Genomic DNA, 15,043 nt, shown 5'->3' with positions numbered 1-15,043 from the left:
TTCGTAAAATACCTTCAGGAACAAACCGCGTGCGATTATTTGCCCAACTAAGCTGGTACTTTCGTCGGGAGTGGCAACGCTACCTCGGTGCAGTCGCCCTGCTTATTATTATTGCCATCCTGCAGCTGATCCCGCCGAAAGTGGTGGGTTACGTTGTGGATGGCGTCACCGAACAGCATTACACCACCGCACGGGTGTTGATGTGGGTCGGCACGCTGGTGCTGACGGCGGTCATTGTTTATCTGCTGCGCTACGTCTGGCGCGTGCTGCTGTTTGGTGCGTCTTATCAGCTGGCCGTTGAGCTGCGTGAAGATTTTTACCGCCAGCTGAGCCGCCAGCATCCCGAATTTTATCTGCGCCACCGGACCGGTGACCTAATTGCCCGCGCCACCAACGACGTGGACCGCGTGGTCTTTGCCGCCGGGGAAGGAGTGCTGACGCTGGTGGACTCGCTGGTGATGGGCTGCGCGGTGCTGATCGTGATGTCCACGCAGATCAGCTGGCAGTTGACCCTGCTGGCCCTGCTGCCGATGCCGATCATGGCGCTGGCGATCAATCGCTATGGCGAACAGCTGCACGAGCGCTTCAAGCTGGCGCAGGCGGCGTTTTCGTCGCTGAACGATCGCACCCAGGAGAGCATGACCAGCATCCGCATGATCAAAGCGTTTGGTCTGGAAGACCGGCAGTCCGCGCTGTTTGCCGCCGATGCGGCAGACACGGGGGCGAAGAACATGCTCGTCGCGCGTATCGACGCCCGTTTCGATCCGACCATCTATATCGCGATTGGCATGGCAAACCTGCTGGCGATTGGCGGCGGAAGCTGGATGGTGGTGCAGGGCACGCTTACCCTGGGGCAATTGACCAGCTTTGCGATGTATCTGGGGCTGATGATCTGGCCGATGCTGGCGCTGGCCTGGATGTTTAACATCGTGGAGCGCGGCAGTGCCGCCTACAGCCGCATTCGGGCCATGCTGGCCGAAGCGCCGGTTGTCATCGACGGTAGCGAAGCGGTGCCGGAAGGGCGCGGCGTTATGCATGTCGACGTCCGCAAGTTTGTTTATCCGCATACGGAGCATCCGGTGCTGGAGAACGTCAGCTTTACGCTTCAGCCGGGCCAGATGCTGGGCATCTGCGGCCCGACGGGATCCGGCAAAAGTACCGTGCTCTCTTTGCTCCAGCGCCACTTTGACGTCACGCAGGGCGATATTCGCTTCCATGATATTCCGCTCACCAGGCTGCTGCTGGATGAGTGGCGCGGTCGCCTGGCGGTCGTCAGCCAGACGCCGTTTCTTTTTTCTGACACCGTGGCGAACAACATCGCGCTCGGGTGCCCTGCGGCAACGCAGGAAGAGATCGAGCACGTCGCGCGTTTAGCCAGCGTACATGACGACATTTTGCGTCTGCCGCAGGGCTACGACACCGAAGTCGGGGAACGCGGCGTCATGCTGTCCGGCGGGCAAAAACAGCGTATCTCCATTGCCCGCGCGCTGTTGCTGAATGCGGAAATCCTGATTCTGGACGATGCGCTCTCCGCTGTGGACGGCCGTACCGAGCATCAAATTCTGCATAACCTGCGCCAGTGGGGCGACGGACGCACGATAATCATCAGCGCCCACCGTTTGTCAGCGCTCACCGAAGCCAGCGAAATTCTGGTATTGCAGCACGGCCATATTGCCCAGCGCGGTCAGCATGACGCGCTGGCCGAGCAGCCGGGCTGGTATCGCGATATGTACCGCTATCAACAGCTTGAAGCAGCGCTTGACGATGCGCCGGAGCAGGACGAGGAGGCGGCCAATGCGTAAGCTTGGAACGATGTGGCCGACGCTCAAACGTCTGCTGGCCTACGGCTCACCGTGGCGTAAACCGCTCTCGGTTGCCGTGCTTTTACTCTGGATTGCGGCGATTGCCGAAGTGAGTGGTCCGCTGCTCATCAGCTACTTCATCGACAATATGGTCGCCAAAAGCTACCTGCCGCTCGGGCTGGTGGCGGGTTTAGGCGTGGCCTACGTTGGCTTACAGCTGACGGCGGCAGGATTGCACTATGCCCAGTCGCTGCTGTTTAACCGGGCCGCCGTGGGCGTCGTTCAGCAGCTGCGCACCGACGTCATGGACGCGGCGCTTCGCCAGCCGCTCAGCGAGTTTGATATCCAGCCGGTCGGGCAGGTGATTTCGCGCGTGACCAACGATACCGAGGTGATCCGCGATCTGTACGTCACCGTGGTCGCGACGGTATTACGCAGCGCGGCGCTGATCGGCGCGATGCTGGTGGCGATGTTCAGCCTCGACTGGCGCATGGCGCTGGTGGCGATCACCATCTTCCCGGCGGTGCTGATCGTCATGGTGATTTACCAGCGTTACAGCACGCCGATTGTGCGTCGGGTTCGCGCCTATCTGGCCGACATCAACGATGGCTTCAACGAAGTGATTAACGGCATGAGCGTCATCCAGCAGTTCCGTCAGCAGGCGCGCTTTGGCGAGCGCATGGGCGAAGCCAGCCGTTCGCACTATATGGCGCGTATGCAGACGCTGCGCCTGGACGGTTTCCTGCTGCGACCGCTGCTGAGCCTTTTCTCGGCGCTGGTGCTGTGTGGGCTGCTGATGCTCTTTGGCCTGAGCTCAAACGGTACGATTGAAGTGGGCGTACTGTACGCTTTTATTAGCTATCTGGGACGCCTCAACGAGCCGCTGATCGAACTCACTACGCAGCAATCGATGCTGCAACAGGCGGTTGTCGCCGGTGAGCGCGTCTTTGAGCTTATGGACAGGCCGCGACAGGCCTACGGCAAGGATGAGCGACCTCTGCAAAGCGGGGCTATCGCCTTTGATAACGTCTCGTTTGCCTATCGCGAAGACCGTCTGGTGTTGCAGGACATCACGCTTGACGTTCCGTCGCGCGGTTTCGTCGCGCTGGTGGGGCACACCGGCAGCGGTAAGAGCACGCTTGCCAGCCTGTTGATGGGCTATTACCCGGTCACGCAAGGTGAAATCCGCCTCGACGGACGCCCGCTCGCGTCTCTCAGCCATACAGTGTTACGCAAAGGCGTTGCGATGGTGCAGCAGGATCCGGTCGTACTGGCCGATACCTTCTACGCCAACGTGACCCTGGGACGGGACTATTCAGAGGCGCAGGTTTGGGCGGTACTGGAAACGGTGCAGCTGGCAGAGCTGGCGCGCGGGTTCAGCGACGGAATTAACACGAAGCTGGGCGAGCAGGGCAACAACCTCTCCGTGGGGCAAAAACAGCTTCTGGCGCTGGCGCGCGTCCTGATTGAAACGCCACAGGTGCTGATTCTTGACGAAGCCACGGCCAGCATAGATTCCGGTACCGAGCAGGCGATTCAGCAGGCTTTGGCCGCCGTACGCGACCATACAACGCTGGTGGTGATTGCTCACCGTCTTTCCACCATCGTCGACGCGGACACTATTCTGGTGCTGCATCGCGGACAGGCCGTTGAACGCGGTACGCACCGTGAACTGCTGGAAGCAAAAGGGCGCTACTGGCAGATGTACCAGCTGCAGCTCGCGGGCGAAGAACTGGCCGCCAGCGTTCGTGATGAGGAGTCGCTTAGCGCCTGATGCACTAAAATGAGGCGCCGCGCTAACAGTCATTCCTGTTGGTGCAAAACTGAAACGCACCCTGCACCGGCATGGTGCGTTTTTTTTCACCGGTTCATTTATCAGGACCGTGTAACGCACATCGCACCGCTATTCCCTCACGTTTTCATTTCTGGCACACCCCTTGCAATACCTTCTGCGTAAGCTGCGGCCATTACCGAATTCTGACTGGAGGGGATCTATGAAGCTGGTTACGGTTGTAATCAAACCATTCAAACTCGAAGACGTGCGCGAAGCGTTGTCTTCAATGGGTATTCAGGGACTGACTGTCACCGAAGTGAAAGGCTTTGGTCGTCAGAAGGGTCATGCCGAGCTTTATCGCGGGGCGGAATACAGCGTTAACTTTCTGCCAAAAGTAAAAATTGATGTCGCGATTGCTGACGATCAGCTTGATGAAGTCATTGATGTCATTAGCAAAGCGGCCTATACCGGCAAAATTGGCGACGGCAAAATTTTCGTTGCCGAACTGCAGCGCGTCATTCGCATCCGTACCGGCGAATCTGACGAAGCGGCACTGTAATTAACGCCTGGCACACAGTGATAGGGATCGAGAAAATGAAGATAGCAACACTTAAAACGGGTCTGGGTTCGCTGGCACTGCTGCCGGGCCTGGCGCTGGCTGCTACCCCTGCGGTGGTCGACAAAGCCGATAACGCCTTTATGATGATCAGCACCGCGCTGGTGCTGTTTATGTCCATTCCGGGCATTGCGCTGTTCTACGGCGGCCTGATCCGTGGCAAAAACGTTCTCTCCATGCTGACGCAGGTTGCCGTGACGTTCGCACTGGTCTGCGTGCTGTGGGTGGTCTACGGTTACTCGCTGGCGTTCGGCACGGGCAACGCGTTCTTTGGTAACTTCGACTGGGTGATGCTGAAAAATATTGAGCTGACCGCGCTGATGGGCAGCTTCTATCAGTACATCCACGTTGCGTTCCAGGGCTCCTTTGCCTGTATTACCGTCGGGCTGATTGTGGGCGCGCTCGCCGAGCGTATTCGTTTTTCTGCCGTGCTGATCTTCGTTGTGGTCTGGATGACGCTCTCCTATGTGCCGATTGCGCACATGGTCTGGGGTGGCGGTCTGCTGGCAACGCACGGCGCGCTGGACTTTGCGGGTGGTACTGTTGTACACATCAACGCCGCAGTAGCGGGCCTTGTGGGCGCCTACCTGATTGGCAAACGCGTGGGCTTCGGTAAAGAAGCGTTCAAACCGCACAACCTGCCGATGGTCTTTACCGGTACCGCGATCCTCTACTTTGGCTGGTTTGGCTTCAACGCCGGCTCAGCAAGTGCCGCGAACGAAATTGCCGCGCTGGCCTTCGTGAACACCGTGGTGGCCACGGCGGGTGCAATCCTCTCCTGGGTGTTCGGCGAGTGGGCGGTACGTGGTAAGCCTTCTCTGCTGGGTGCCTGTTCGGGTGCCATTGCCGGTCTGGTTGGTATCACCCCTGCGTGCGGTTATGTCGGTGTGGGCGGTGCGCTGCTGGTTGGCCTGGTGTCCGGTCTGGCGGGCCTGTGGGGCGTGACCGCACTGAAACGCGTGCTGCGCGTTGACGACCCATGCGATGTGTTTGGAGTCCACGGCGTGTGCGGCATCGTTGGTTGTATCATGACCGGTATCTTCGCTGCGAAATCGCTCGGTGGCGTGGGCTACGCAGAAGGCGTGACCATGGTTCATCAGGTGCTGGTGCAGCTGGAAAGTATTGCAATCACCGTTGTCTGGTCTGCGGTTGTCGCTTTCATCGGCTACAAGCTGGCGGACATGACGGTCGGTCTGCGCGTACCGGAAGAGCAGGAACGCGAAGGTCTGGATGTGAACAGCCACGGCGAGAATGCGTATAACGCCTAATAAACAGCAAAACGGCAACCTCAGGTTGCCGTTTTTAGTGTGTATTCCCTCTCCCCGTGGGAGAGGGCATCATGCCGCACAACATCAACCTCTGTTACGCATTACCCCTTCCTGCACCGTTGAAGCTACCAGCACGCCGTCCTGAGTATAAAACTCCCCACGCACAAACCCGCGGGCACTGGATGCCGACGTACTCTCCACGCTGTAAAGCAGCCACTCATTCATGTTGAAGGGACGGTGGAACCACATCGAGTGATCGATCGTCGCGACCTGCATCCCTTTTTCGAGGAAGCCGACGCCGTGCGGCTGCAGCGCCACCGGCAGGAAGTTGAAGTCAGAAGCATAGCCCAGCAGATACTGATGAACGCGGAAGTCCTCAGAAACGGTGCCGTTGGCCCGGATCCACACCTGGCGCTTCGGCTCGGCGGGGTGACCTTTCATCGGGTTGTGGAACTCGACGGGGCGGATCTCAAGCGGCTTATCGCAGAGAAACTTCTCTTTGACCTGCGGCGGTAGCAGATGCGCCAATGCGCGAGCGATATCCGTTTCAGATTTGAGATCGTCCGGCGAAGGGGCAGGAGGCATGACTTTCTGATGCTCGTAGCCCGGCTCCGGCGCCTGGAAAGAGGCGGTCATGTAAAAGATCGGCTTACCGTTCTGAATGGCCGCGACGCGGCGCGCGCTGAAGCTGTTGCCGTCTCGCAGAACTTCAACGTCATACACGATGGGTTTCGCGCTATCGCCAGGGCGTAAGAAGTAGCTGTGGAACGAATGCACCAGACGGTCTGCCGGGACAGTCTCCTTTGCTGCGTACAGAGCTTGTCCGACGACTTGCCCCCCGAAGACCTGGCGTAAACCGAGATCTTCGCTCTGTCCGCGAAAGAGTCCTTCCTCAATTTTTTCCAGATTCAGTAATGTCAGCAGATTGTTCAGTGCCTGACTCATAATTGTCCTCAATAAACGCCGTAGCGAAAGATAGGCAGAGTATAACGCAGAAATGAAAGTGGTCCGATGGGTAGAATAATCTGAATGTCGGCACGTTTTCAGGCATAAATCGGTGATCTGTGCCACACTTGAATACGTTATGTGATTGAAACGACATCGGATGGGATCGATCCCGCTGGTGCATTGATAAGGAGACTTCAATGAAACTCGTGCCCATGCTAAGTGGTGTAGCTATTGCGGTGGCGTTGTCCGCCTGTGCCGGTAAGAGCGCCCAGGTGCCAGTGCCAGCAGCAGACCCGAACGGGATTAATACCCTTTCGCAGCAATCCATTCAGCAGCCTAACGTTTCCGGTACCATCTGGATTAAACAGAGAGTTGCGCTGCCGCCGGATGCGGTATTAACGGTGACGCTGTCTGATGCTTCCCTGGCCGACGCACCGTCGAAAGTCGTGGCTCAGCGTGCCGTGCGTACTGAAGGCAAGCAGGCGCCGTTTAGCTTCGTGTTGCCGTATAACCCGTCGGACGTGCAGCCTAATGCCCGTATTCTGCTGAGCGCAGCGGTAACCATTAACGGTAAGCTGGTATTCATTACCGATACGGTCCAGGAAGCGATCAACAACGGTGGGACAAAAATCGACCTGAACCTGGTGCCGGTGCAGCAGACCGAAGTCCCGGTGGCACCGCAGACCAATCAGCCGTCTTTGCCAACCCCACCGACTCAGATGTAATTTCTGCATTTCCCCTCTCCTCCGGGAGAGGGGTCAATACACCCAGCGAAACTTCTGCAAATCGATCTGACCCGACCCGGACACCTGCACACCCTCTGAAAGTAATGCCTGACGCTGACGCTGGAGATCTGGCCCGGTGAGCGAAATGGCGCCATGACGATTCACTACCCGATGCCAGGGCAACGTACTCCCTTCCGGCAGCCGTTTCAGGACGCCTCCAACCTGTCGCGCCGCGCGCGGGGAACCGGCCAGGCGCGCGACATCACCATAGGTGGTGACATAGCCTTCCGGGATTGAAGCCACGATTTGCCATACGCGCTGTGGAAAGGAGTCGTGCTCGTCCATACCTTCACCTGTGGGGAGTTTCTGGAGAGCCATGGTAAACGAAGATCGTCATGATTGCTGCGCCTGTTTGCGCAAGAAACCAGCATCCGGTTCCTGGCGGCTTGCAATTGGGCCTTCGCACAGGGATAATGCGCCAGCGCGTTGGTTATCAACGCTCTCAATGGGGGCTCTGTTGGTTCTCCCGCAACGCTACTCTGTTCACCAGGTCAGGTCCGGAAGGAAGCAGCCAGGGCAGACGACGTGTGTGCCGGGATGTAGCTGGCAGGGCCCCCACCCATTTGTGCCCTCATAAGATCCTCCTGCTTTACCTCTCCCTTTAAACCACTATCCCACAATAATATTATGCCTATATCGTGTAATATATATTTAATCGCACTGAAATATTATTGTCATAAACCTGTAATAATAGACTGTCATTTTATAATTGGACGGTTATTTACCTCCATAACTCAAAAAAATATATATCTGGATAACGTTGTTAACTTCGTGTATTACATAAAGTACTTATTCCGAAGGGAAGTGACAAACATGGCTACAGCGGTATTAAACGTTAAGATTGATGACGCGCTAAAAGAAAGGCTTCGCCACTATGCGGAAGTGAATAACGAGAACTTAAGCGTGACGACAGAGAAACTGCTGCTGCTGGCGTTCGAAGCAGTAGAAGAGGCGGGAGTATCGGAAGAGGATATTGATAATCAGCATACGGAAGAAGAGAGTGTTTCTCCTTTTACTCCTAAAGAAATCAAAGCTCTACGCAAACTTCTGAAGAAGAGAAAATGAAACAACAACTGTCAACTGCCAGTGACTACAAAGAGGCCTGCGATCTGTTGCGTTCAGGCTATGTGAAGCATGTACGTCTTGGCTGGAATGTCGGAAGTGATGAGTTCTTTCGTATTGCGTCTGACTGGTGTGATACCGGCGCAAAAATAAAGAAAGACGGTGAAAACTTCGTTATTTCACTGAAAGGTTTTCCAATTCCTGCTCAGCATTAATTCCGGATTGGTGAAAACTGCTGACTGTATCCGTAACAGTCAGCAGTTTTTATTTTTATGATCGACTTCAAATATTTTAATATTAGATCACGCTGCGTTTTAACGATGGCTCGTTTTTATTCAGGGCGAGCCATAACGGTTTGATCCTCAGCAACGCCTGCTCAAGCTCTGTCGATTCCAGCGAGAAGGGCATCCGCAAATAGCGGTCAAATGCGCCCGAAAGGCCAAACCGCGTACCGGTCCCCAGATTAATCCCCAGAATCTCAGCCCGCGCGGCAAGCTGTGTCGCCAGCATGCCCGGCAGCTCAATCCAGTAAGAGAGCCCACCTTCCGCTTCATGGAATTTCCAGTCGGGGAAATGTTCACGCAGCAGTTCACCGCATCGATCGCGTCGTTTCGCCAGCATCTTCCGGCGTGCGGGCAGAAATGTCTCGCTGTTGTTAATCAGCCACAGCATCGCCAGCTGTTCCAGAAGCGGCGAGCCTAAATCGAGGGTATCCCGCGTCTGGGCAAGCGTGGCGATCGTGCGCGAGGAGGCGCGGATCCAGCCGAGACGCAGCCCGCCCCAGAAACTTTTTCCGGCGGAGCCTAGGGTGATGACGGTGGCCTGCGGGTTAAAGGAGGCCAGCGGGGGCGGGGGAGGCGCATCAAACCAGAGATCCACCATCGTTTCATCCACCACCAGCGCCGTACGGGTTTGCGCAGCAATATCGGTAATGGCCTGACGGGTCGCGATATCCATACAGCGCCCGGTGGGGTTATGAAAATCAGGCATCAGGTACGCCAGGCGCGGTGCCGTCTGGGCAAGCGTTGCGGCAAAGCCATCCGTATCCCAGCCGGTTTCCGGCAGCGACACCCCCACGGGCCGACACTGCGCGCCCTGAATGGCGGCAATCGCCAGCGGATAGGTGGGGTGATCGACCACGACGCGATCTCCCGGCCCGGTCATCATCCGCAGGACCAGCGCGAAGCCGCTCACGGCACCATTGACCACCATCACTTCGTCCGCGCGGGTGAGAAGGCCCCGCGCGGTGTAGCGCGAAGCGATGGCCTCCCGCAGCGTCGGCAGTCCTAGCTGATCGTAGCCCGTCAGCGAGAGGTGCTGCGTAATGGCCGTGAGCGCATAAGTATAAGCCTGGTGGATCTCCGGCCCGGCATTGAGTGCGGCAGTGGAGAGATCCAGTGCCGCACTCGCTGCGGAAAGTGTGGGAACAGCGCGCGTATCCGGGAGGATCACGCGTGACCCGCTGCCGTGGCGGCTCTCAAGATATCCCTCCTCGCGCAGATGGGCGAGGGCGCTGCTGATGGTGGTCCGGCTCACGTCCAGCGCCGTGGCCAGCTCGCGCTCTCCCGGTAGCCGTGTATTCAGCGCCAGACGTCCATCAAGAATTAACAGGCGCAGCGCATCGGCCAGCTGCCGCCAGAGCGGCGTGCGGGACGAGGTTTGCTGCCAGTGGCCTAAAAGGCGTACCAGCGACTGGCTTCCGAAGCGACGTGACGACATATGCAGTCCACTATTTGAAAACTGGACATTAATCATAGTGCCATTATAGGTCAGGATGAAAGCCTGGTTCACTGGAGAAGATAAAAATGGTACGTCGTCTGCTACAACTCTATGTCGGTTTAGGTCTGTATGGCCTGTCCACCGCGATGTTTATTCGTTCCGATTTGGGTGTCGATCCCTGGGATGTTTTTCACCTTGGGGTAGGGGTGCAGCTGGGGATGACGATCGGGACGGTGATCATTTTAACCGGTGCTGCGGTGCTGCTGCTGTGGATCCCACTGCGCCAGATGCCGGGTCTTGGCACGATAAGTAACGTGATTTGTATCGGTCTGGCGGCGGACGCCAGCATGGCGCTTATTCCGGAACTTGATTCGTTACCCGTTCGCATCGCTTTCCTGGTGTCGGGCATCGTGATGAACGCGATTGCGACCAGCATGTACATTGGCGCCGGTTTTGGGCCTGGCCCACGCGACGGCCTGATGACCGGCATTCATGCCCGTCTGGGGTGGTCCATTCGCAGCGTGCGTACCTCAATTGAGGTGTCCGTCCTGCTGATTGGGTGCGTGCTTGGCGGCACGTTTGGGGTGGGAACGGTAGTGTATGCCCTGACCATTGGCCCACTTATCCAGCTCTGTCTGCCCTGGTTCCGCCAGAAGCCGCGCGTTGCTGAAATCGCTCAGCCGGAGCGGGTTGTCTAATTTTGCGAAGCGCTCACATGTTTTCACGGCCTCGCTGTGCCACAATAATGGGCCACGACACACGCGATGCCAGAATGCATGAAAGCGATCACTCTCTATGATGTCGCCCTCCTTGCGGGGGTTTCTTATCAGACCGTCTCTCGCGTCATTAACGACGCGGAGCATGTCTCTGCCCGCACGCGGGAAAAGGTGCAGCAGGCGATGGCGGAATTGCACTACGTGCCTAACCTGCGGGCACAGCAGCTGGCGGGTAAACGCACCCGCACGCTGGGACTCATCACCACCGATCTGGCCCTGCATGCGCCTTCACAAATTGTATCGGCGGTAAAATCACGTGCAGCCGAAAAAGGGGCGAGCGTCCTCATTTCCATGGTGGAGCAACCGCAGCAGTGTCAGGCCGCGCTTCAGGCGCTGTTGGCACAGCGGGTGGACGCGCTGCTGGTAAATGTACCGCTCGACGATCCTGACGCTGAAGCGCTCAGGGCGCTGGCGTCGCCTGTTCCGGTGCTATTCCTTGATGTCTCGCCTTCAGCACAGGTTAACAGCCTTGTGTTTAACGCCGGGCAGGGCGCGCATCTGGGCGTTGAGCACCTGCTTTCGCTGGGGCATCAGCATGTTGCCCTGCTGAGCGGGCCGGAAAGCTCGGTCTCTGCTCGGGCGCGTCTGGCAGGATGGAAAGCGGCTCTGGCCCGCGCGGGGCATGAAGCCGCTGCGGTGGCCTACGGGGACTGGAGCGCGGCCAGCGGTTACGAGAAAGGACATGTGCTGCTGTCGGGTAGCGCATTGCCGGATGCCATTCTGGTGGCGAACGATCAAATGGCGCTCGGGGTGATGCGCGCCTGTGCGGAAAAGGGGATCGCGATTCCAGGACAGATGTCGGTGGTCGGGTTCGACGATACGGCTGACAGCGCCTGGTTTTCTCCGCCGCTGACGACCATTCGCCAGGCGTTTCGCGAGGCGGGCGAGCGCAGCGTGGAGTGGCTGCTGGCCCCTACCGAAGGCGAGACGTGCTGGCAGATTCAGCTGCCGGTGACGCTGGTTACCCGCCATTCCAGCGCGCGCCGCGCGCCGCAGCAGGCCGAACGCGAGGAGCTGGCGCTGCAGCTCAGAAGCCTGGCACTCCTGGCCGAGCAGCTTGCCCGCAAATAAAACTTTGTGATCGGACTCGCTACCCCGTGATCGAACGCTTTACCGTCGCAGAGTGCCAGGGCATGTTAACCAAAATTGTGAGCGCTTCGCAAAGAGGTTGATATGTCTCATACACCTTCGCTGACCCTCAGCGATATCCTGGCCCGTCGGGACTGGGAAAATCCCGGCGTCACCCAGTGGAACCGCCTGCCGGCACACGCGCCGCTGCACAGCTGGCGTAATGACTCTACCGCCAGGGATGACGCTGGATCTATCAGCAGGCTCTCCCTCAGCGGGATGTGGCGATTTAGCTACTTTTCTGCTCCCGAGCAGGTTCCTCAGGCATGGGTCACCGAAGATTGCGCGGATGCCGTTGCGATGCCCGTGCCGTCGAACTGGCAGATGCAGGGTTTCGACACGCCTGTTTACACTAATGTCACCTATCCTATCCCCGTTAACCCGCCTTTTGTGCCGCAGGAAAACCCGACCGGTTGTTACTCGCTCACATTTGAGGTGGATGACGTCTGGCTTCAGAGCGGGCAAACCCGCATCATCTTTGACGGCGTGAACTCGGCGTTCCATCTGTGGTGCAACGGAGAGTGGCTGGGCTATTCCCAGGACAGCCGCCTGCCCGCCGAATTTGACCTCTCGGCAACATTACGCCCTGGAGAGAACCGCCTGGCGGTCATGGTATTGCGCTGGTGCGACGGCAGCTATCTGGAAGATCAGGACATGTGGCGCATGAGCGGCATCTTCCGCGATGTGACGCTGCTGCATAAACCCGAGACGCAGATTGCCGATTATCACGTGGTGACGGACCTGAATGCGGAGCTGGACCGCGCGGTGCTGAAGGTTGATGTCGCGCTGGCGGGCGCTGGCTTTGCAGACTGCGAGGTGGTCATGACCCTGTGGCGCACGGGTGAAAAATGCGCCAGCGTTTCCCGGCGTCCAGGGTCTGCCATCGTCGACGAGCGCGGCAGCTGGGCAGAGCGCTTAACGGTGTCGATCCCTGTTGACCAGCCCGCGCTCTGGAGTGCTGAAACGCCAGAATTGTACCGCCTGACGATTGCGCTTCTTAATCCGCAGGGTGAGGTGCTGGAGGTAGAGGCGTGCGACGTTGGCTTCCGGCGGGTTGAAATCAGCAATGGCCTGCTGAAGCTCAACGGTAGACCGCTGCTGATCCGCGGGGTTAACCGGCACGAGCATCATCCGGAAAACGGCCAGGTGATGGACGAAGCGACCATGCGTCGCGATATCGAAATTATGAAGCAGCACAACTTCAACGCCGTGCGCTGCTCGCACTACCCGAACCATCCGCTGTGGTACCGGCTTTGCGATCGCTATGGGCTGTACGTTGTTGACGAAGCCAACATCGAAACCCACGGCATGGTGCCGATGAGCCGCCTTGCTGACGATCCGCGCTGGCTGCCCGCCATGAGCGAGCGCGTGACGCGCATGGTGCAGCGCGATCGTAATCATCCCTCAATTATCATCTGGTCGCTGGGCAATGAGTCCGGGCACGGTGCAAACCACGACGCGCTATATCGCTGGGTGAAAGCCACGGATCCGACGCGTCCGGTACAGTATGAAGGCGGCGGCGCGAACACTGCGGCGACCGATATTGTCTGTCCGATGTATGCCCGGGTCGATCAGGATCAGCCCTTCCCGGCAGTGCCGAAATGGTCCATCAAAAAATGGATCGGTATGCCGGATGAAACACGCCCGCTGATCCTCTGCGAATACGCCCACGCGATGGGGAACAGCTTCGGCGGATTCTCGAAATACTGGCAGGCGTTTCGCAGCCACCCTCGGTTGCAGGGGGGATTTGTCTGGGACTGGGTCGATCAGGCTCTGACGAAGCAAGATGAAGAGGGCAATTCGTTCTGGGCATACGGCGGGGACTTTGGCGATAAGCCAAACGACCGACAGTTCTGCCTCAATGGCCTGGTCTTCCCCGATCGCACGCCGCACCCGGCGCTGTACGAGGCGCAGCGCGCCCAGCAGTTCTTCACCTTTACGCGGGTCAGCACCTCTCCGCTGGTGATTGAGGTGCAAAGCGGCTACCTGTTCCGCCACACCGATAACGAAGTGCTGAACTGGACGGTTGCCCGGGACGGAGAGGTGCTGGCTTCGGGCGAGGTGACGCTGGCAATAGCCCCTGAAGGCGCTCAGCGTCTGGAGATCGCTCTGCCAGAATGGCAAAACGAACCGGGGGAAGTCTGGCTGAATGTTGAAGTGCGCCAGCCGCGGGCAACAACATGGTCACCGGCTGACCATCGCTGCGCGTGGGAGCAGTGGCCGCTTCCGTCTCCGCTGTTTGTCGCACCGCCAGCCTCTGCGGGCGAGCCTCCGGTTTTGACGCAAAACGACCGCATCCTGGAGATCGCGCATCGTCAACAGCGCTGGCAGTTCGATCGCGCATCCGGAAACCTGACCCAATGGTGGCGAAATGGCGTTGAAACGCTGATGTCACCTCTGACGGATAACGTCAGCCGTGCGCCGCTGGACAATGATATTGGCGTGAGTGAAGCGACGAAGATCGATCCGAATGCATGGGTTGAACGCTGGAAAGCGGCGGGCATGTACGATCTCACCTTACGCGTTTTGCGCTGTGAGGCAGAGCAGCACGCGGACGAAGCCGTGGTCACCACCCTTCACGTCGGGGAGTATCATGGCAAAACGCTGTTCATAAGTCGTAAAGCCTGGCGGGTGGACGACCGGGGCGTTCTGCATGGCGATATTCAGGTCGATATTGCGTCCGATATTCCGGAACCCGCGCGCGTTGGCCTGAGCGTTCATCTCGCCGAAACGCCGGAAAACGTCTCCTGGCTGGGGCTGGGGCCGCATGAAAACTATCCGGACAGAACGCTGGCGGCACAGCAGGGGCGCTGGACATTACCCCTGGCGGAGATGTACACGCCGTATATCTTCCCGACGGAAAATGGTTTGCGCTGCGATACGCGGCAGCTGGCGCTGGGAACGCATCAGCTACATGGCCGGTTCCATTTCTCGGTGAGCCGCTACAGCCAGCAGCAGCTGCGGGAGACAACCCATCACCATCTGCTGCAGGAAGAGCCCGGGTGTTGGCTTAACCTTGATGCGTTCCATATGGGCGTGGGCGGCGACGACTCCTGGAGCCCCAGCGTTTCACCGGAATTCATTCTGCAGAAACGCCAGCTTCGCTACACCTTTAGCTGGCAGCAAAATCCTTAACTGACCATTGAGATGCGGCCACAGGACGTG

The 15,043-nt window shown here is 58.3% G+C and carries 13 protein-coding genes and 1 other RNA gene; 11 read left to right on the top strand and 3 right to left on the bottom strand.

The annotated features are described in order from the left end of the window. Window positions 1–29: 29 nt before the first annotated feature. The 4 genes from RVY89_RS14125 (at window position 30) to amtB (ending at window position 5,460) form a co-directional block, all read left to right on the top strand. On the top strand, window positions 30–1,802 hold the full coding sequence (locus tag RVY89_RS14125) for a SmdA family multidrug ABC transporter permease/ATP-binding protein (RefSeq protein ID WP_484825673.1): 1,773 nt from the start codon (window positions 30–32) through the stop codon (window positions 1,800–1,802). Further along, entirely contained in the window at window positions 1,795–3,576 is a 1,782-nt protein-coding gene (locus tag RVY89_RS14120; RefSeq protein WP_484825672.1) for a SmdB family multidrug efflux ABC transporter permease/ATP-binding protein, read from the top strand. Before RVY89_RS14125 ends, RVY89_RS14120 begins: the two co-directional genes overlap by 8 nt. Window positions 3,577–3,796: 220 nt before the next feature. Beyond that, entirely contained in the window at window positions 3,797–4,135 is a 339-nt protein-coding gene (gene glnK / locus RVY89_RS14115) for a P-II family nitrogen regulator (RefSeq protein ID WP_008503304.1), read from the top strand. 35 nt (window positions 4,136–4,170) lie between these two features. Beyond that, window positions 4,171–5,460: an ammonium transporter AmtB gene (gene amtB, locus RVY89_RS14110; RefSeq protein ID WP_023310584.1), complete on the top strand. Its 1,290-nt coding sequence runs from the start codon at window positions 4,171–4,173 to the stop codon at window positions 5,458–5,460. 84 nt (window positions 5,461–5,544) lie between these two features. On the opposite strand, the gene tesB is transcribed toward amtB, so the two are convergent. Beyond that, window positions 5,545–6,405, bottom strand: a complete 861-nt coding sequence (gene tesB, locus RVY89_RS14105) for an acyl-CoA thioesterase II (protein WP_484825671.1) — start codon at window positions 6,403–6,405, stop codon at window positions 5,545–5,547. Between the two features lie 200 nt (window positions 6,406–6,605). Between tesB and RVY89_RS14100 the strand changes: the two genes are divergently transcribed. Beyond that, complete coding sequence (locus RVY89_RS14100; protein WP_024906833.1) at window positions 6,606–7,133, top strand: YbaY family lipoprotein; 528 nt, start codon at window positions 6,606–6,608, stop codon at window positions 7,131–7,133. A gap of 33 nt (window positions 7,134–7,166) precedes the next feature. Here the strand turns inward: RVY89_RS14100 and RVY89_RS14095 are convergent, their stop codons facing one another. Beyond that, window positions 7,167–7,478 (bottom strand): MGMT family protein, encoded by a 312-nt coding sequence (locus RVY89_RS14095; RefSeq protein WP_029741631.1) that lies wholly within the window; start codon window positions 7,476–7,478, stop codon window positions 7,167–7,169. 170 nt (window positions 7,479–7,648) lie between these two features. On the opposite strand from RVY89_RS14095, the gene ffs reads away from it, so the two are divergent. The 3 genes from ffs to RVY89_RS14080 all read left to right on the top strand — a co-directional run bounded on the left by ffs (window position 7,649) and on the right by RVY89_RS14080 (window position 8,470). Continuing rightward, window positions 7,649–7,745: signal recognition particle sRNA small type (gene ffs, locus RVY89_RS14090), an RNA gene on the top strand. Window positions 7,746–8,006: 261 nt separating this feature from the next. Beyond that, window positions 8,007–8,258 (top strand): hypothetical protein, encoded by a 252-nt coding sequence (locus RVY89_RS14085; protein WP_023310587.1) that lies wholly within the window; start codon window positions 8,007–8,009, stop codon window positions 8,256–8,258. Continuing rightward, window positions 8,255–8,470 (top strand): hypothetical protein, encoded by a 216-nt coding sequence (locus RVY89_RS14080; protein ID WP_008503298.1) that lies wholly within the window; start codon window positions 8,255–8,257, stop codon window positions 8,468–8,470. The genes RVY89_RS14085 and RVY89_RS14080 overlap by 4 nt, the downstream gene beginning before the upstream one ends. Before the next feature lie 82 nt (window positions 8,471–8,552). Here RVY89_RS14080 and yczR read toward each other — a convergent pair whose 3' ends face one another. Beyond that, window positions 8,553–9,974 (bottom strand): MocR-like transcription factor YczR, encoded by a 1,422-nt coding sequence (yczR, locus tag RVY89_RS14075; RefSeq protein WP_484825670.1) that lies wholly within the window; start codon window positions 9,972–9,974, stop codon window positions 8,553–8,555. An 86-nt stretch (window positions 9,975–10,060) separates the two neighbouring features. On the opposite strand from yczR, the gene yczE reads away from it, so the two are divergent. The 3 genes from yczE to RVY89_RS14060 all read left to right on the top strand — a co-directional run bounded on the left by yczE (window position 10,061) and on the right by RVY89_RS14060 (window position 15,013). Continuing rightward, a complete protein-coding gene (gene yczE / locus RVY89_RS14070; protein WP_484825669.1) occupies window positions 10,061–10,672 on the top strand; it encodes a membrane protein YczE in 612 nt (203 codons plus the stop codon). Window positions 10,673–10,750: 78 nt separating this feature from the next. Beyond that, window positions 10,751–11,821 carry a LacI family DNA-binding transcriptional regulator gene (locus tag RVY89_RS14065; protein ID WP_484825668.1) on the top strand — a complete coding sequence of 357 codons (1,071 nt, stop codon included), beginning with the start codon at window positions 10,751–10,753 and terminating at the stop codon, window positions 11,819–11,821. Window positions 11,822–11,923: 102 nt separating this feature from the next. Then, window positions 11,924–15,013 carry a beta-galactosidase gene (locus tag RVY89_RS14060; RefSeq protein WP_484825667.1) on the top strand — a complete coding sequence of 1,030 codons (3,090 nt, stop codon included), beginning with the start codon at window positions 11,924–11,926 and terminating at the stop codon, window positions 15,011–15,013. The last annotated feature ends 30 nt before the right edge of the window (window positions 15,014–15,043 follow it).

This window comes from Enterobacter sp. 3U4, from assembly GCF_057224565.1.
The sequence above is the reverse complement of the archived record's forward strand: the minus strand, read 5'-3'. Positions and strand labels throughout refer to the sequence as shown.